The 17,999-nt window shown below is 45.4% G+C and carries 20 protein-coding genes; 6 read left to right on the top strand and 14 right to left on the bottom strand.

Going from position 1 to position 17,999, the window contains the following annotated elements; translation table 11 throughout:
- Nucleotide 1: 1 nt before the first annotated feature.
- The 7 genes from HMPREF1152_RS08625 to HMPREF1152_RS09130 are packed head-to-tail and all read right to left on the bottom strand — an operon-like array spanning nucleotide 2 to nucleotide 4,194.
- The gene (locus HMPREF1152_RS08625; protein ID WP_009644726.1) at nucleotides 2–1,471 is read right to left on the bottom strand and encodes a complex I subunit 5 family protein; all 1,470 of its coding nucleotides are present in this window, start codon (nucleotides 1,469–1,471) and stop codon (nucleotides 2–4) included.
- Nucleotides 1,468–1,851: a sodium:proton antiporter gene (locus HMPREF1152_RS08630; protein WP_009644679.1), complete on the bottom strand. Its 384-nt coding sequence runs from the start codon at nucleotides 1,849–1,851 to the stop codon at nucleotides 1,468–1,470. The genes HMPREF1152_RS08625 and HMPREF1152_RS08630 overlap by 4 nt, the downstream gene beginning before the upstream one ends.
- On the bottom strand, nucleotides 1,817–2,620 hold the full coding sequence (gene mbhE / locus HMPREF1152_RS09115; RefSeq protein ID WP_009644597.1) for a hydrogen gas-evolving membrane-bound hydrogenase subunit E: 804 nt from the start codon (nucleotides 2,618–2,620) through the stop codon (nucleotides 1,817–1,819). Before mbhE ends, HMPREF1152_RS08630 begins: the two co-directional genes overlap by 35 nt.
- Nucleotides 2,620–2,862 (bottom strand): Na(+)/H(+) antiporter subunit B, encoded by a 243-nt coding sequence (locus HMPREF1152_RS09120; protein WP_009644663.1) that lies wholly within the window; start codon nucleotides 2,860–2,862, stop codon nucleotides 2,620–2,622. Before HMPREF1152_RS09120 ends, mbhE begins: the two co-directional genes overlap by 1 nt.
- Nucleotides 2,863–3,294 (bottom strand): monovalent cation/H(+) antiporter subunit G, encoded by a 432-nt coding sequence (gene mnhG, locus HMPREF1152_RS09125; protein WP_009644706.1) that lies wholly within the window; start codon nucleotides 3,292–3,294, stop codon nucleotides 2,863–2,865. It lies immediately after the preceding gene.
- Nucleotides 3,294–3,554, bottom strand: coding sequence for a monovalent cation/H+ antiporter complex subunit F (locus tag HMPREF1152_RS08645; protein WP_009644760.1), 261 nt, complete (start codon nucleotides 3,552–3,554; stop codon nucleotides 3,294–3,296). Before HMPREF1152_RS08645 ends, mnhG begins: the two co-directional genes overlap by 1 nt.
- Nucleotides 3,547–4,194, bottom strand: a complete 648-nt coding sequence (locus tag HMPREF1152_RS09130) for a Na+/H+ antiporter subunit E (RefSeq protein WP_083844369.1) — start codon at nucleotides 4,192–4,194, stop codon at nucleotides 3,547–3,549. The genes HMPREF1152_RS08645 and HMPREF1152_RS09130 overlap by 8 nt, the downstream gene beginning before the upstream one ends.
- Nucleotides 4,195–4,415: 221 nt before the next feature.
- Between HMPREF1152_RS09130 and HMPREF1152_RS08655 the strand changes: the two genes are divergently transcribed.
- The 3 genes from HMPREF1152_RS08655 to HMPREF1152_RS08665 all read left to right on the top strand — a co-directional run bounded on the left by HMPREF1152_RS08655 (nucleotide 4,416) and on the right by HMPREF1152_RS08665 (nucleotide 7,346).
- Nucleotides 4,416–5,231 carry a radical SAM protein gene (locus HMPREF1152_RS08655; RefSeq protein ID WP_009644594.1) on the top strand — a complete coding sequence of 272 codons (816 nt, stop codon included), beginning with the start codon at nucleotides 4,416–4,418 and terminating at the stop codon, nucleotides 5,229–5,231.
- Nucleotides 5,232–5,355: 124 nt separating this feature from the next.
- A complete protein-coding gene (gene lexA, locus HMPREF1152_RS08660) occupies nucleotides 5,356–5,994 on the top strand; it encodes a transcriptional repressor LexA (RefSeq protein ID WP_009644801.1) in 639 nt (212 codons plus the stop codon).
- A gap of 35 nt (nucleotides 5,995–6,029) precedes the next feature.
- Entirely contained in the window at nucleotides 6,030–7,346 is a 1,317-nt protein-coding gene (locus tag HMPREF1152_RS08665) for a uracil-xanthine permease family protein (RefSeq protein WP_009644699.1), read from the top strand.
- Nucleotides 7,347–7,511: 165 nt separating this feature from the next.
- Here the strand turns inward: HMPREF1152_RS08665 and HMPREF1152_RS08670 are convergent, their stop codons facing one another.
- Nucleotides 7,512–7,958: a COG2426 family protein gene (locus tag HMPREF1152_RS08670; RefSeq protein WP_009644611.1), complete on the bottom strand. Its 447-nt coding sequence runs from the start codon at nucleotides 7,956–7,958 to the stop codon at nucleotides 7,512–7,514.
- A 278-nt stretch (nucleotides 7,959–8,236) separates the two neighbouring features.
- Between HMPREF1152_RS08670 and HMPREF1152_RS08675 the strand changes: the two genes are divergently transcribed.
- The gene (locus HMPREF1152_RS08675) at nucleotides 8,237–9,616 is read left to right on the top strand and encodes an aminopeptidase (protein WP_009644856.1); all 1,380 of its coding nucleotides are present in this window, start codon (nucleotides 8,237–8,239) and stop codon (nucleotides 9,614–9,616) included.
- Between the two features lie 217 nt (nucleotides 9,617–9,833).
- On the opposite strand, the gene HMPREF1152_RS08680 is transcribed toward HMPREF1152_RS08675, so the two are convergent.
- The 3 genes from HMPREF1152_RS08680 to HMPREF1152_RS08690 all read right to left on the bottom strand — a co-directional run bounded on the left by HMPREF1152_RS08680 (nucleotide 9,834) and on the right by HMPREF1152_RS08690 (nucleotide 14,051).
- A complete protein-coding gene (locus HMPREF1152_RS08680) occupies nucleotides 9,834–11,588 on the bottom strand; it encodes an NADH-dependent [FeFe] hydrogenase, group A6 (protein WP_009644642.1) in 1,755 nt (584 codons plus the stop codon).
- Between the two features lie 13 nt (nucleotides 11,589–11,601).
- Nucleotides 11,602–13,500, bottom strand: a complete 1,899-nt coding sequence (gene nuoF / locus HMPREF1152_RS08685; protein ID WP_009644656.1) for an NADH-quinone oxidoreductase subunit NuoF — start codon at nucleotides 13,498–13,500, stop codon at nucleotides 11,602–11,604.
- A 62-nt stretch (nucleotides 13,501–13,562) separates the two neighbouring features.
- Entirely contained in the window at nucleotides 13,563–14,051 is a 489-nt protein-coding gene (locus HMPREF1152_RS08690; RefSeq protein WP_009644755.1) for an NADH-quinone oxidoreductase subunit NuoE family protein, read from the bottom strand.
- 251 nt (nucleotides 14,052–14,302) lie between these two features.
- Between HMPREF1152_RS08690 and HMPREF1152_RS08695 the strand changes: the two genes are divergently transcribed.
- Nucleotides 14,303–14,647 carry a DRTGG domain-containing protein gene (locus HMPREF1152_RS08695; protein ID WP_009644633.1) on the top strand — a complete coding sequence of 115 codons (345 nt, stop codon included), beginning with the start codon at nucleotides 14,303–14,305 and terminating at the stop codon, nucleotides 14,645–14,647.
- Between the two features lie 19 nt (nucleotides 14,648–14,666).
- A complete protein-coding gene (locus tag HMPREF1152_RS08700; RefSeq protein ID WP_009644806.1) occupies nucleotides 14,667–15,686 on the top strand; it encodes an LD-carboxypeptidase in 1,020 nt (339 codons plus the stop codon).
- Nucleotides 15,687–15,775: 89 nt separating this feature from the next.
- Here the strand turns inward: HMPREF1152_RS08700 and HMPREF1152_RS08705 are convergent, their stop codons facing one another.
- The 3 genes from HMPREF1152_RS08705 to HMPREF1152_RS08715 form a co-directional block, all read right to left on the bottom strand.
- Nucleotides 15,776–16,354, bottom strand: coding sequence for a hypothetical protein (locus HMPREF1152_RS08705; protein WP_009644738.1), 579 nt, complete (start codon nucleotides 16,352–16,354; stop codon nucleotides 15,776–15,778).
- Nucleotides 16,355–16,360: 6 nt separating this feature from the next.
- Nucleotides 16,361–16,696: a hypothetical protein gene (locus tag HMPREF1152_RS08710; protein WP_242822293.1), complete on the bottom strand. Its 336-nt coding sequence runs from the start codon at nucleotides 16,694–16,696 to the stop codon at nucleotides 16,361–16,363.
- A gap of 376 nt (nucleotides 16,697–17,072) precedes the next feature.
- Nucleotides 17,073–17,975: a YitT family protein gene (locus tag HMPREF1152_RS08715; RefSeq protein WP_178978716.1), complete on the bottom strand. Its 903-nt coding sequence runs from the start codon at nucleotides 17,973–17,975 to the stop codon at nucleotides 17,073–17,075.
- Nucleotides 17,976–17,999 lie beyond the last annotated feature (24 nt).

Below are 17,999 nucleotides of genomic sequence, written 5' to 3' on the forward strand. Positions count from 1 at the left end.
TTCATACCCCCTTCACCGTCATCATTATCACATCAAAAACACCGGCATTGAATATACCAAGAGCCAATATGATCACAAAACATGTGCCGATTGCCAAAAGCATAGTCCATGGCAGCTCAACAGTCTCGCCATCTCGCTTATCATACAACTCCTTTGGTTGATTGATAAATATCTTCTCTATCAGCTTGAAGAAGTAGATAGCGTTGAGCAAGCTGCTCAACACCAGTATCGCGATGTACCGGTACTGATGAGTCTCCGCTGCGCCTAGAGCGATGTACCATTTGCTGAAAAATCCTACAGCCGGCGGAATTCCTATCATGGAGAGCGATGCCAACACAATCAAGCCTGATGTGAGCGGCATCTTTTTATAAATCCCTCCGAAGCTGGATATCTTAAAGCTGCCGAACCTGTATCTGATGGCTGCCGAACTGAAGAAAAGTCCGCTTTTCATGAACACATGACCGATTAAATGCAAAAAAGCGCCTGCCAGCGCATACGGACTGTCAATGGCAAAACCAAGCGTGATATACCCAATCTGCGCTATTGAAGAGTATGCAAAGATCTTCCTCACATCCTCCTGCGCCATTGCTCGTACCGAACCGTAGATGATTCCACAGCACGAGAGTATGCCGATTATGTTCAGGAACAGATTGAAGAATTTAAAATCAGTTCCATATATAAAATACATATATCTGAACAGCGCGAGCGCAGGAATCTTACCCATTACACCGGCAATAAGCGGTCTCGAACCCGGTTCAGCATGCGAATAGGCAGAAGGCTGCCAACCATGAAACGGGAACATCGGCATCTTGATGCCAAATGCAGCTATAAACAGGCACATGGACACTGTCATCTCAGTATCGTAGTTGTGGGAATTCAAGATATTCCTCATATCTGCCATGTTGAGTGTACCAGTCGAAGCGTATAATATCCCGACGCCGAGAAGATACATCGTAGCCGCAACGGTTCCTACAAGGAGATATCTAAAAGAAGCCACTATGCCTCGGCTTCCACCGAGCGCTATTAGACAGTACGCTGACAGCGAGGTAATCTCGAGGAATACGTACAGGTTGAACACATCCCCTGTCATGCTCATACCGCACATGCCCACTATCAGCAGTCCGATAAGCGAGTAAGCACCGCCGATGACCTTGCGTTCATTTGTGACTTCAAAGTTCATCACATAGAGTGTCGTGATAAAACCGAGCAGCAGTATTACAACGACTATAATCGCTCCTATAGAGTCAATATAAAATTCGATGCCGTAAGGTGCTTTGTAACCGCCAAAGCTGTAATGAACAGGTCCGCCCTTAATAATGTTGATGAATAATTTCACAGCACATCCAAGAGCAACAAAAATTGCAGCTGTGACAATATTTCTGCCCAGATGTATATGGATTCTTGACAGCGCAATCGACAGCAGAGCACTGATAAGCGGCAATAAAATAATAATTATTGGAAGATCATTCATTTAAAACGGTTCTCCCTCCTGATTATATCGTCCTCCTCGATGCTCCCGTACTTCTCCTTAATGCGAGTGAGAAGCGCAAGCCCTACACCTGTGGTACCAAGGCTTACAACAATTGCAGTGAGCATTAGACCATGAGGTATCGGATTGACATATTTGCTGGCATTAACTATAGTATCCAGCGCAATCGGAATAGTTCCACCCTTTTTCTGAGCAAAGCAAAGGTAGAAGAATATGACAGCTACCTGCATAATATTCATGCATATCAATTTCTTCATATAATTCTTGCAGGAAATCATCCCATACACTCCCAGCAACATCAGCAGAAGCGTTAGAAAATATATTCCTTTACTTGCCAGCAACGCGTTGATCTGTGTCATCATCAAATCTTACCCTCTTCATAATCGCATTCAGAATTGTAATAATAGTACCCATTACACCGATTGTTACTCCAATCTCTACAAGGAGTATGCCGATAGCATGCCTCTCGGCTGTATGAACAGGCAACGGCAGATATGTGTAGTCCATGAAAGAGCCACCGTTAAACATCGGTACCACACCGGTCATAACGTATATCAGAACGCCGATACCCGCTATACTAGACGAGTTCTTACCTGTCATCATGAACAGGTTCTTTTTGTCCGGTATGACCAGTATATCAATGATATATGTCAGTGCTATAAGCGCTCCTGACTGAAAGCCTCCGCCCAGACTGACCTCTCCGTGGAACAGTACATAGAACGCATATATCAGAATCAGCGGTTCCAGCAGCGTGATCATTACATCCTTGTTGATTGTCTTGTAAGTAGGATCACCCAGCTTATAGCGATGTCCGAAATACCTCTTCGGCTCTACGATACGGTTCTTGGCCTTAGGTCTGTTTGCCAGAATCATGATTACCCCGATTCCCGACAGGAACATTACCGTTGTCTCGAACATAGTATCGAAGGCGCGATAATCTACAATCATTGCGGTTACCATATTGGGTGAGTTAGTGTCATGCACAGCATGCTCGATGTAGTATTTGGACACATGCAATGCCGGCGCTGAATTCACATCCCCAATTGCCGGAAGCACGTCAAGCTTAGCTACAACGAGGAACAGCGTAACGATGGAAGCAATTAAAAACGTCACATTGACATATTTGCGCATCACTTGCACCGCCTATCTATGTTTTTGAGCGTCATGATGAAATAGATAGTCGAAATTACCCCGATTACCGCCTCAGTGAATGCGACATCAGGAGCCCCCATGATGATGTACAGAAACATCGTCACAAAGCTGAATGCACAGTACACAACGACTACCGCCACCAGGTCCTTATCGAAAATTATCACCAGCGTGATAGATATCAAAGCCAGAAGCAGCAGCGCTTCCACAATATATGTACTCATCTATCTACCTCCTTCTTCCAAATCATCGTTTTCATCATCAGCAACTTCTCCTTCAGCTGTGGCATTTTCTTCATCATCAGCATCCGCACGCGCTTCGATATCCAAGTCCTCACTGACACCCACGTGTCTCTTGTGATTATAATCCTGATAGTTTTTGGCATGAATTGAAGTCAGCATAATCAGATTCGTACCAAGCGGATTGGTCAGCAGAAGTATGAAGAATATGATAAACACCTTTAAGGACAGCAGCGTACCCTCTTTATAAGCGATGATTCCCAGCGTCATCATGAGAGCACCAAAGGTCTCGCCTACACCTGATGCGTGTAGACGTGTAAAGAAATCCGGAAATTTAATTACACCTACAGCCGCAATTGCCATGAAGAGGTATCCAAGGCCGATAAGTGCTATCGCAATAATATTGTGTACACCCATTACCTCCTACCTCCTATGAATTTAGCCAAAATTACAGTTGTAATGAAACCGAGAAGCGCATAGCTGAGAGCGATATCGATATGCATGTCCATTCTGTCATCAATCAGTCCCACTACCAGAATCAGCATTACTATATTCGTATTTATTACAAACAGCGCATTAAGCTTATCGTATACAGTCTTGCCGACAAACATCGTGATGATCATCGTCAGCACAATCGCTAGAAGGCCGGCAAGAATTGCAATGAAAAAACTATGCATTTTTCTTCTTTCTCCTTCTCTTGAATCGCTTGGTTGTCAGCTCGACAACTTCCTTAACTGTATAATCCGGATCAACCACCACATCGACGACACGGTAATCGATCTCCTCACCGTAGAGTTTGGCAATCCTCTTCTGCATATCACCCGAAAGCAATCCGTCGGCAAACTTTCGGGTGAGTGCGTGTACAGAAAAAACGCCACTGTCATATATATCGATGGTGACAGTTCCCGGAGTTAAGGTTATTGAATTTGCAAGAATAGCCCTCGCTGCCGGATTATCATAGTCCGCCTTGAACCACACTACAAGCGGATCTATCTTGTCATTGGATGTCAATATAATCCCGGTGACATCCACAGCACTTTTCACCACTTCCTTGATCAGCCACAGGAAGTATATTAGGAGCTTCAGATAGTTGGCATGTAGAATGAAATATGTGCGGTCGGATTTGAGGCCTCCAATTCTCAGAGAATCTATGACAAAGCATGAAATCAAAAATGCGGAAATACATCCGTATAAAACGAATTTCACCTGAAATATCTCTGACATCACGATCCACAAAAGCAATAACAAGCTGAACACTTCCAGGAAGTTCAGATATGGATTGCTCACCAGGTGTCGGTCGCGAAAGAAGTCTCTCATCTCTACCTTTAACCTTTCATTTATAAAACGTTATAAAACTGATTGAAAATATAATTGCTATATAAGTATACATGATAGAATCGTACCGTTAAAGACTTTTGTTCAGATTACTGTGCATTTTAAAGTCGTTCAAATTATTGCATTTTCTCACCATTTCAATTGCAAACAACTGTTCGAAATGGTATAATTTGATGATTTTAGTACAGGGAGATTAAACCGGAATGAAGGATTTTATTAAGGAGGGGCCAACAGTCACAATGTTCGTTCCGTACGACTGCAACAACTGCTGCCCTTTCTGTGTAAATAAAGATGATTATAGAGATACATCATCGTTTAATTTAGACCGATGCTATAAAGCGCTTGACCTGATGGATAAGGTGCTGCCTCATAACGATGTGGTTTTGACAGGCGGTGAGCCTCTTGCCGACTTGGATGCGCTTCAGGACATCTTGAATCACATCAAGGATGGTCATCACGTCTACATCAACACCACACTTCCGACCAACGAGACTCAGGATATCCACAAGGTTGCCGAGGTTCTCAACAGGAACAAGGACAAGATTAGCTGTATCAATGTTTCCAGACATCTCAAGCACTACGTAAAGGAGTGTTCGGACGGGATTTTCGATTTGCTCGAGGTACCTCATCGCATAAACTGCGTAGTATTCCAAGATGCCAACGAGCCTGAGACTAAGGAGAAGCTTCTCAAGGTTCTCGATCGATTCGCGGGACACGAGATTCAGCTAAGAGCCAATTACTCCAAGCTGACTCTTGACAACGTGTTTGACACTGAGCAGGACGATCTGTTCAGGCTCATAAGCTCCATCGCCGAATACAAGGGACATCTGGAGAAGGAGCTTTTCCGTACCGGCTTCCTGTTTCAACTCGGTGACAGCAGAATCACCTATCACAAAACTCTGCCCTATAGCAAGATTAACGGAAGAGTTGGTGACATCATCATCAGGCAGACCGGGGAGATATATGATGACTGGAACAATTACGGTGAAGAGTTAACGCTCAACTCGTTGACTTTATAGCGATAGTGATATCTATAACTATAAAATCGCCAGTCTGAATCCCAGGCAGCGCAATCAATAGCGATTATACTCTCAATTTGTATACTTTATCACTTCGGTTTATTTGACAGATAGAGGATTTGATATGAAGAAGAGCGAGGAACGCCAGAAGAAGGTGCTGGCATATATGAAAGAAACTATCAAGCTCAAGGGATTCCCTCCTACCGTGAGGGAGATTTGCGATGCCATAGGCATCAAGTCAACATCTACAGTTTACAGCGATATCAAGGCGCTGGAGTCACTGGGGTACATCAGAAAGGACCCCAGTAAGCCTCGCGCACTTGCGGTTGTTGACTGCGAGCATCAGAATGCAGAATTCGAAGCTGACGATATCAGTATGGTTCAGCTGCCGGTAATAGGGAATGTAGCGGCAGGGGTACCTATCCTGTCCGAGCAAAATATCGAAGACAGCATTCCATTCCCCGCCAGGTTTATCGGAAATGGCAACAACTTCCTGCTTGTAGTGCACGGAGACAGCATGGTCAATGCCGGTATCAACGACGGTGATTACCTGATTGTGCAGGAAGATCAGACCGCGGCAAACGGAGATATCGTCGTAGCAATGATACAGGGCGCCTTTGAGACAGAGGCCACGGTTAAGAGATTTTACAAGGAGAAGTATCATATCAGACTTCAGCCTGAAAATGACTTCATGGATCCGATCATCGTCGATGATTGCACGATTGTCGGCAAGGTCAAGGGAGTCTTTAGATATTTTAATTAATTTTTTCATGTTTTAATTTCCCCAAGGAGGATACAATGACACAGAGTAACGAACATCAGTACTCTAACGGCATAACCGACGCGAGAACGCTGGGTTGGCCCAAGACCATTCTGCTCGGACTGCAGCACACCTTCGCCATGTTCGGCGCTACCGTGTTGGTCCCGCTGCTGACAGGCTTAAACATTTCGACAACACTTTTGATGGCAGGTCTGGGCACGCTGCTATTCCACATTATCACGAAGGGGAAGGTTCCTGCATTCCTCGGTTCGTCGTTTGCTTTTCTCGGCGGATACGCAGCAGTTGCTCCGCTGCAGAACGGACATCCCAATACCGAGATGCTTCCATACGCATGTGGCGGTGTCCTGGTTGCAGGCTTCGTATACGTAGTTCTCGCAACACTCATCAAATTCTTTACGATAGAAAAGGTCATGAGAGTCTTTCCTCCTGTAGTTACCGGACCAATAATAATCTCCATCGGATTGATACTTGCTCCTTCTGCTATCAAGAACGCTCAGACAGACTGGCTTCTGGCGATTATAGCCCTCGCGTCTATTATATTCTTCAACATGTGGGGACGCGGCATGGCCAAGATTGTCCCTATTATTTTGGGCGTAGTTATCGCTTACGCAGTTGCGCTGCTGATGGGCAGGATAGACTTCACCGGTATGAGCAGACAGTCATTGGTTGCACTTCCACCAATCATGATGGCAAAGTTCGATCTCAGCGCCATCATCACGATCACCCCTATCGCGTTGGCTACCATGATGGAACACATCGGAGACATCTCCGCCATCGGTGCTACAACAGGCAATAACTATATCAAGGATCCCGGACTGCACCGCACTCTGCTGGGAGACGGGTTAGCCACGATGATGGCTTCTTTATTTGGCGGCCCTGCAAATACAACCTACGGCGAGAACACGGGAGTACTCGCACTCACCAAGGTGTACGATCCGCTGGTAATCAGAATTGCAGCATGCTTTGCGATTGTGCTGTCGTTCATTCCAAAATTTGCATTCATAATCGAGACTATTCCGGCAGCCATTATCGGTGGCGTATCCCTGATACTCTACGGTATGATTTCCGCAGTCGGAATCAGAAACTTGGTTGAAAACCAGGTTAACTTCAAGAACACCAGAAACACCATCATCACAGCCTTAATTCTGGTATGCTCGCTAGGCTTCAACCAGATTGGCGGACTCTCATTCAAGGTTGCCGGTGTAAACATCACGCTTTCCGGACTGGCTATCGCAGCCATTGTCGGAATTGCAGCTAACAGCCTGCTACCCGGCAAGGACTATCTGTTCAGTGAGGAAGGCGAGGACGAGAAGTTCCAGACATTCAAGATTTAAAATTATAGGGAAATACGTATCTGCGATTGACAAAGCGATGGAAGAGATCTCATACGATAGGCGAAAGCCTCACTGAGGATATTCAGTCGGAATTTAACCGCTATGAACTTGATTATCCGGATTATGCAGGCGTAAAGCATTAGACAGCTTTGTCATATGCAGATCCTACAAAAACACGGATGCTCCATACGTTATCCATGTTACTATTATTGCCGCTATGACTACACCCAGCGCAATAGCAGGCATAGCCCTCTTGAGCTGCAGATCCATCAGTGCTGCAACCAGCGCGCCTGTCCAGGCGCCTGTACCGGGAAGCGGAATGGCTACCAGAATCATTAACCCCCAGAACTGGTATCTGAGTACCACGTCCTTGTTCTTGTCCGCTTTCTTTTCCATTCTAACGACGATTCTATCGAGTCGTTCGGATTTTTTGCGCATCCAAGCGAATACATCTCTGGTAAAAACTACCAGAAAAGGAATTGGCAGCAGATTTCCAATTACCGCTATCAGTGCCGCCTGCCATATCTCAAGACCGGCTACAGCAACTCCGTATGGAATCGCACCGCGCAGCTCTATGACCGGCACCATAGCCATCAGCAGTGTTGTAATCATCCGTCCTCCTCTTTACGAACTACTGGAGTTAATCATGTATTGTATATGTGCCCATTCCCCAGAACAAGGAATTGGACTTTACGAACTAACGGAGTTAGTCATGTATACTCAAATAAAAATATAACCTTTTTCATAATCGGCCATCTGCTTTATCCTGCAGTGGACCAGTCAATTGTATCACACGGCGCAAAGCCCATCAATTCATAACACCATCACATGAACGTGATTGTGCCCAACTCCCATTTATGATACCATCATATGCATTACAGGAGGTATTTATGAAAGATAAAAACGTATGGAATAGCTACTCTCCCGCTGAGCTTGAAGCGCTCGATAAGCTCAGCAAAGGATACATAGACTTTATTTCTGAGGGCAAGACAGAGCGCGAGTGCACTGATTTACTGGTCAAGATGGCTGAAGAGCACGGATACCGCGACTTAAACGAGGTAATCAGGAATAACGAGACTTTGGATGTAGGCAGTAAGGTCTACGCGGTAAATATGCATAAGAGTCTGGTTACATTTAACATCGGCGAAGATATCGTTAACCGCGGCATGAACATCCTCGGTGCGCACATCGATTCACCGCGAATCGATCTCAAACAGAACCCACTGTACGAGACAGACGAGTTCGCTTATCTGGACACACAATATTACGGTGGCATCAAGAAGTACCAGTGGGTTACAATGCCGCTCGCACTTCACGGTGTAGTCGCTAAGAAGGACGGAACAGTTGTCAATGTCAATATCGGCGAGGCCCCTACGGATCCGGTCTTCTTCATCAGCGACCTGCTCATTCATCTCGCACAAGACCAGATGCAGCTCACAGGCACCAAGCTGATTGACGGCGAGAATATGGATATCGTATTTGGCACGCAGCCTCTCGATGAAGACACTGAAAACGCTGTCAAGGCCAACGTACTCAAGCTACTCAAGGATAAATATGATATTGAAGAGGACGATTTCTGGTCGGCTGAGATTGAAGCAGTTCCATCCGGCAGAGCTAGAGAAGCCGGCCTCGATAGAAGTCTGATTCTGGGTTACGGACATGACGACAGATCGTGCGCCTACACGTCCGCCGTTGCCCTGTTTGAAGTTGATAATCCCAAGACCACGACCTGCGGACTGTTCGTCGACAAGGAAGAGATTGGAAGCTACGGCGCAACAGGTATGCAATCACACTTCTTCGAGGATATAGTGAGAGAGCTACTGGATAGAATGGGAATCTACACAGAACTGAATGCCGCACGCGTTCTCCGAAATTCGCGCATGCTCTCATCCGACGTCAGTGCAACCTACGACCCTATGTATGCTGACAAGTTCAGCAAGAGAAACGCTGCTCTGTTCGGACGCGGAATAGTATTCAACAAGTATACCGGCAGCAGAGGCAAAGGGGGTTCTAACGATGCCAATGCTGAATATCTGGGACATCTACGCGCCATAATGCACAAGCACGACGTCAAATTCCAGTCTGCCGAACTCGGCAAGGTAGATGTCGGCGGCGGCGGCACTATAGCTTATATCCTCGCCCTGTATGGCATGGAAGTCGTGGACAGCGGCATTGCCGTTCTCAACATGCATGCTCCCTATGAAGCTGTCAGCAAGTCCGATGTATATGAGGCTTATAAGGGTTACAAGGCGTTTATCCTTGAAGCATAGAGCCTTTATATTTCCCGCGATGTATGTCCGCGATTAATCGTCGTCTATACGCCGAAAGATTTACAAATATCAGATATGCACAAAATCCCGTCTCTACCGAGACGGGATTTTGCACTTCATCATCTATTTGCTTATATTTTTTGTATTTATTGTGATCAGCATGTTTCACTTGCCTAGCAGAATCCGGGCAACAAAAGTTCCCAAGCTGTATGGTCAACTAATCGACCTGAACATTAACTACTCTATCTACGTATGTTGTATGCAGCAGATGGTGAGCCCTCTCTCCTCCCGGCACTCCGAAGTAATCTTCGTACATTTTGACGATGACCGGGTTCTCGTGAGACTTGCGGATCGGCGCATTCTTGTCCAGAGTATACAAGCCCTTTGCACGTTCAGCTCTGACATCCATGAAATTCCTGATCTGCGAATCAACGTGAGGCTGTCCACCGCCGTTTACACATCCGCCCGGGCATCCCATAATCTCTATGAAGGTGTAATCAGCTTCTCCAGCCTTAACCTTATCTAAAATCACCCTGGCATTTGCAAGTCCGCTGGCAACAGCAACCTTGACCTTCTGTCCCTGCAGATCATATTCAGCCTCTTTGACGCCCTTAACTCCGCGTACGTCCACGAAGTCCAGATTGATTAGCTCATCACCTGTCAGCTTCTCTACAGCAGTTCTGAGAGCAGCCTCCATTACACCGCCTGTAGCACCAAATATTACTCCGGCACCGGTGTATTCACCAAGCGGGTTGTCGTACGGTTCGTCCTCAAGCTTCATGAACTCGATACCGGCCAGCCTGATCATTTTAGCCAACTCCCTAGTCGTGATCGAGAAATCGACGTCCTGATATCCGTCCTGTCCCTGATCATTTCGACCCAGCTCATGCTTCTTGGCTGTACAAGGCATCACGCTGACGGACACAATCCTGTCCGCCGGTATCCCCATCACTTCCGCATAGTACGACTTGGTTACAGCACCGAACATCTGCTGCGGCGACTTACATGTCGACAGGTTAGGAATCAGGTCCGGGTAGTAGTGCTCACAGAATTTAACCCACCCCGGTGAACATGAAGTAATCATAGGCAGCACACCGCCACCCCGGACTCTCTCAATCAGCTCGTTCGCCTCCTCGACGATAGTAAGATCGGCTGAGAAGTTGGTGTCGAACACCCTGTCAAATCCAAGTCTGTGAAGTGCTGCAGATAGCTTGCCCTCTGCTTCTGTGCCGATCGGCTGATCGAAACATTCAGCGATAGCAACACGTGTTGAAGGTGCCGCCTGAACTATTACATACTTATCCGGATCTTCAATTGCTTCCATAACCTGAGTTACAGAATCCTTCTCGTACAGCGCTCCAACCGGACATGAAACTATACACTGTCCGCAGTTAACACAGCTCGTCTCCGCGAGTGGCAGGTCAAATGCAGTTCCGACATATGTATCAAAACCTCTCCTGTTGGTCCCGATTACACCTATGCTCTGGAGATTGTTACATGCACCGATGCAACGGCGGCATAGGATACATTTACTGTTGTCACGCACGATAGACTTAGAGCTGTCCTCAATCACAGAATGATTCTTAACACCCTTATAGTACTCCGTATCATCCACTCCGTATCTCCTGCAGAGCTTGAGCAACTCACAGTTCCCGCTTCTATAGCAGCCGAGACAATCCATGTTGTGATCCGACAGCAGAAGCTGCAAATTCTTTCTTCTCGAATCAATCAGCTTAGGGGTATTTGTATGTGCTACCATCCCGTCAAATACAGGGAATACGCAAGCCGCCACAAGCGCCCTCGCACCCTCTACTTCACACAGACACATTCTACATGCACCGATTTCATTTACATCCTTGAGATAACATAGAGTAGGAATATCCACTCCTGCAATGTGCGCTGCCTCCAGTAGCGTAGAACCTTCAGGAACATTAACCTCTATATTATCAATTGTTACCTTAACATCTGACATATCGCTTCCTCCACTACTTTCTTACAATCGCACCAAATCTGCAATTATCCATACAAGCGCCGCATTTGATACACTTAGCGCTGTCAATCACGTGTGGTGTCTTAACTGTACCGGAAATAGCATCTACCGGGCAGTTTCTGGCACAGAGAGTACAGCCTTTGCACTTTTCTGCAATGATGGTGTATTTGAGCAGCTTCTTACATACGCCGGCAGGACATGTTTTGTCCTTGATATGTGCAACGTACTCATCTCTAAAGAATCTCAACGTTGACAGTACCGGGTTAGGTGCAGTCTGTCCCAGCCCGCACAAGGAGTTTCCCTGGACAAACTTGGCTAATTCTTCCAGCTTGTCGATGTCATCCATTTCGCCGTTGCCCTCTGTGATTCTGGTCAGAATCTCGAGCATTCTCTTAGTTCCGACTCTGCAAGGAGTGCATTTACCGCAGGATTCGCTTACGGTGAATTCGAGGAAGAACTTGGCGATATCGACCATACAGCTGTCCTCGTCCATTACAATCAGTCCGCCGGAGCCCATCATACACCCGATATTCTTGAGGTTCTCGAAGTCTATTGGAATATCGTAGTAGGTGTTCGGAATACATCCACCTGAAGGGCCACCGGTCTGAGCTGCCTTGAATTTCTTGCCTCCGGGAACGCCGCCTCCGATGTTCTCTACGACATTGCGCAGAGTCGTTCCCATTGGCACCTCGACAAGTCCCGTGTTGTTGATTTTGCCGCCGAGAGCAAACACCTTAGTACCGGGCGACTGCTCGGTTCCCAGTGAGCTGAACCACTCTGTACCCTTGTTGAATATCATCGGGATATTTGCATAAGTCTCAACATTGTTGAGAATCGTAGGACACCCGAACAGACCCTTAACTGCCGGGAAAGGTGGTCGTGGGTGCGGTTCTCCTCTATTTCCCTCGATAGATGTCATGAGTGCTGTCTCCTCACCACATACAAAGGCTCCGGCACCAAGTCTGAGATCTATATCAAAATTGAAGCCTGTACCGAATATATCCTTTCCTATCAGTCCATACTCCCTCGCCTGCTTGAGCGCAATTTCAAGTCTGTTAACGGCAATCGGGTACTCGGCACGAACATAAATGTAACCCTGATCAGCACCGATTGCATAGCCGGCAATCGCCATAGCTTCAAATACCGAATGCGGGTCGCCCTCTAGGATTGAACGATCCATAAATGCACCGGGATCACCTTCATCGGCGTTACAACATACATATTTCTGTACGTTTCCCCTATCGCCTGATGCAAATTTCCATTTTTTACCTGTCGGGAACCCGGCACCACCGCGGCCTCTGATACCGCTGTCCATTACAACCTGAATTACTTCATCCGGTGTCATCTCTGTCAGGCACCTGCCAAGAGCCTCATACCCGCCGGTGGCAATGTATTCATCGATGTTCTCCGGATCGATAACACCGCAATTTCTAAGGGCAATCCTCTCCTGCTTAGTGTAGAAGTCGGACTCTGTCATCGTCTTGGCCGGACTGCCGTCTGTGGTCTCTTCCTTGAGCAGGTAATCATCAGCGGGAACGCCTCCGATGATGTGTTCATCTACAATAGCCTCAACCTTTTTAGGATTTACCTCTTCATAATAAACGGCCCCCGGATGCACAACAACAACCGGACCCTTAGCACACAGCCCCTGACATCCGGTCTGAATAATTTTGACATCATCCTCCAGGCCGTGCTTTCCGAGCTGCTCTTCCAAGGCCTCTACGACCTCTCCGCTATGGTTGGATGTACATCCGGTACCGCCACATACTAATACATAATATTTATGAACCTGTACACCATCAGCTTCAGTGACAGCAGCTGCACCATCTAATCTCAGGCCGACTTGGCACATCATCTTGTTCTTGATGGACCTAAGCTCATTAAGCGATTTCATAATAACCCTCCATAAGTAAACCTCACGCTGTATAATTTAGCGTATCATTTCATAACCGGAAACTAGATGTATTTTGCGAGCACCTCCGGAATCTTGTCCGGAGTCATCTTGCCGTACACATCTCCTCCAACAATCACTACCGGAGCCAAGCCGCAGGCTCCTACACAGCGGCAGGAATCTAAAGAGAATTTGCCGTCCGGAGTGCATTCTCCATCACCGATCTGCAGTTCTTCCGATACCTTGTCAAAGATATCGCCTGCACCCTTTACATAGCATGCAGTGCCGAGACAGACTGAAACCTCGTGTTCCCCCTTAGGTGACATGGAAAACTGTGCATAAAATGTTGCAACGCCATACACCTTCTCCATAGGAATACCGGTTCCATCGGAAATAATCTTCTGGACCTGGTACGGGAGATAGCCATATATCTCCTGAGCCTTCTGCATAATCGGCATCAGACAGCCATTTTCACCCTTAAGGCCGTCAATAACCCCGCGTAGTTGTAGTTCCTGTTCAGGTGTTCCCTTAAAAGGGACGTTTGAAACCTTCATACCTTAGAACCTCCTTGGACTAACCAATTAGTCATGTTTAACAAAATTAAACTATACATTGAAAATATTATATATCTGGAACGCAGTGATTGCAACGATAGTTATACTTTTGACCATGAATGCTTGCACATATTTATTCGCTTTTTTTAATTCTAAATTTTGCATCTAAATACTCGCAATTGATAAATTAGTAACGTATAATGATAGTGTTATAAAATATCCGGGAGACCGGGAAGTTGCGGAGGCACAAAATGACTTTACAAGAGATTAACGCCATAATAGATGGAGAAATTCTTACAAAGGACCCCGACATGGACATGGAGCTAGTGAACGCATTTTCCTCCGATGTGATCAGCCACATCGTGACATACGTAAGCGACAAGTCCATACTCATCACAGCCGTGTACAATCCACAGATACTCAAAACCGCTGAAATGAAGGGTGTACAGTGTGTAATTCTCATCGGGATATACGAGCCGGAGCCTTCTCTGATCTCACTTGCAAATTCCCTTGGCATCACACTTCTGCGCTCGACATATTCGATGTATGTTACGTGCGGCAAGCTGTACAGCTGCGGTTTGCAAGGAACGTTCTAAGTAATTAAAGGAGGAACTGTTGATATATCCAAAATTTTTAGACAAGGGCTCATCCATCGGGATTTGCGCTCCGAGCGCCGGGGTTGGTCGCAAGCTTGAATCGTTTGACAAATCTCTAGCGGTATTGCGCGATGCAGGCTACGACATAATTGAAACTGCCAACGTCAGAACTGATAACGTGAGGTCTGCCGACGGCAAAACCCGCGGCGAAGAGTTCAACTCACTGCTCGAGAATCCTGATGCCGAGATGATACTCGCAGCTTCGGGCGGAGATTACAATATTGAGATGCTCCCCTATATAGACGTGGAGTTGTTATCCAACTATCCAAAATGGATAACCGGTGCTAGCGACCCTACCAATATCACTTACTACGTCACGACTAAGCTCGACATAGCTACCATGTATGGGTTCAACGCGGGCAGCTTCGACTGGAATGAGCTGCATGAATTTCAGCACAACTCACTAAAGTTTTTGCGGGGAGATATAACAAAGCAGCACTCCTTCGAGTACTATGATTCGAATACCGACTTTTCTGTATCCGGTAATACACTTGATGGCGAGGTAAATTGGATATTGTCGATGCCCGGGATTGAGGAAATATTCGACAAATCGTCATCCCCTGATTCACCGAAATTGATCGTAGAGGGTCGTCTAATTGGGGGATGTATCGACTGCATAGCTAAATTGATTGGTACCCCTTACGACGGAACCGGAGAATTCGTCAAGAAATATCCCCGCAAGATCTGGTTTATGGATAATTTTGCGATGAGTGCATTTGATCTGTACCTAACCATGATGCAGATGAAATACTGCGGCTACTTTGAGGGAACTACAGCAATAGTGTTCGGACGCACCATGTTCCCAGATAAGTCAGACGAAGAATATATCGCTCAGCTACGTCAGGCGATTCCGGATATACCATTCATCTGGAATGCTGACATAGGTCATGTTGAACCTTGCTTTACAGTGATTAACGGTGCTTACGGTATAGTTACATGTGCACAGGGAAAAGGTGCGCTGGAGCAGGCTTTAGTGTAGATAGATAAGGATAAAATTTTTATAATGCCTAAATAAACGTAAGAGGTAGATGCATAATTGCATCTACCTCTTGACGCTAAAATCAATGGTTATAGTGCGTCGTTATGAATAAGAACGCTCATGTAAGCACCCTTCTTAAATATTGATGTGCTTACACCCCATGCAATAGCTGAACAAGCTAGCTCACCTGCATGCTTTGACTTAATGCTTCTCGAGCTTAGCACGATTCCCTTTGGATATAGTTCAGCGCCTAGATACTGATGTAGGCTATCTGCAGAACCTGACTCAACAGCCTTGATTGAACGACCAGGATTTGTATCCCACCACTCGTTTGGCTTTGAGAATGAACCATCAGCTCTCATCTCGCCAGAAGATAGATTCTGAGCACATACTTCTCTGAGTTTTTCTAGAGTCTCATCGTCGATTACACCATCAGTAATCGAATATGCATACATTGCACACGCAACACCATCATCATCTAGTTCCTTGAGAAGGTATAGATTCGAGACACCTCTCTCCTTGAACTTCTTCCACTTAGCAGAAACCTTCTTGAGGCTTGCGTCGTTGTAAACAGATGAGTTTCCGTCCTCAAGAGCACGTCTTAGCTCTTCTAGGTTAACATCCTTCTTCTCCCAGTTGTCGATAAAATTGATTCTTAGATCACTCATGTAACTTTACTCCTTTAACTCTTCTTGCCAACTAGCTAATGTATCATTATCAAACACGATCGTCGTGTCAATAAACGGTTTTACTACGATCTCCGTGTAAAAAGGTCCTTTTTTCTTGTAATATGCCGTTGCCCCGGAGCGAGATTTTATTGAGAACTTTATCTCATACTCTCCAGGAGGCATCAAAATAGACGGTGTTAAAAACTCGTCTGAAAATAAAACTCCTGATGACCAATTCTCCCCATCAACAGAAAATGACATATTATAGAAATCACCATATCCGTTATCTATTCTTAGGTATACTTTTGATAGCTCTTTGTCGTGCTTCATGGTCTTAATCATATTAAATGCCTTCTTGCGTTTAGTCTGCTTGTAATACAAGAATCCCAAACTTATAAAGAATAATATAGACATTCCCACAGGTACTATCCAAGGTCTTTCGATTAACAAACTCATAAATTAGTTCTCACTTTCCTTATTGTTGCAAAATCTCTCTAATATTGTCAAGACTGTGACTTTGATTATTGCTCTCAGGCTACCTAGCGGGCAGTCATCACAGCTAAGTGCTGGAGGCGAATACAGAAGGCTACGAAGTTTTGATAAGTTCAAAGACTTGCGAAGTTACGAATGTGAGCATTGTTTTATCACATCAAGTTAAGCAGCATTCGTATAATTCGTCAAGCGAGTGAAATTCTTTGCCAATGCTTGCAGACTTTTGCTATTCGCCGATCCCTATGTGTCTCTTAAAATTACCCACTATGCTTTCACCATCTGACATCATAAGAAATGCATTAGAGTCAACATCGTGAACTATTCCTTTTAGGTGTTCAATTTCATATTTCGATACAAGCGTGAGAACTATATTCACCTCATCTCCTGTATACGCTCCTCTTCCTTTCCAACTTGTAACTCCTCTGTTTAATTCTTCAGTGAGAAATTTTTCTATGCCGTCTTTCTTTGTAATAATCAGAACCTCCGTCTTTATGTTCTGAGTATGCATTCTATCGATAAACATCGCCTTTATAGATGAGTAAATGAAAGAGTAAACTGCTATTTTGACATTAAATAGAAGCAAACAACAACCATATACAACAAAATTCACAATATTGTTAAGCATCCCTACGCTAACGTTAGGATTCTTCTTTGCCATACACACAGCAATGATATCAGGTCCACCAGTGGAACTTCCACCTCTCAAAATCATTCCAGTTCCTATTCCTCCGATGACACCAGCTACTACGCACGCAGTTAGGTAATCATCGATATAAGGAATCTTTGGCACTGGTGCAAGTGTGAGACATATCGATGATATACCTATCGAAATCAGAGTCTTAGTCGCGAATTTAAAACCTGCTGAGGAATAAGCATATAAGAACAGCGGTATATTGATTAAGAAGTAGATAATACCCGTAAAATCAAGTCCGTATATAGTTGTGAATCCAGTATTAACGGCGATTAAATGCCTAACAATCTGCGATATTCCGAGGAATCCACCGTTATACAAGTGCATCGGAGTGATTAGGAGGTTTATGCTGAACGCATAAATTAAGTTTCCAAGAATCATCAATATGGCACTTGATAATCCATTCCATTTGTCTTCAAATTTATTAAACCAGTTCATTTCAAAAAATTTATGGTGAAGCAT

Source organism: Mogibacterium sp. CM50 (genome assembly GCF_000293155.1).
Classification (GTDB): Bacteria; Bacillota; Clostridia; order Peptostreptococcales; family Anaerovoracaceae; genus Mogibacterium; species Mogibacterium timidum.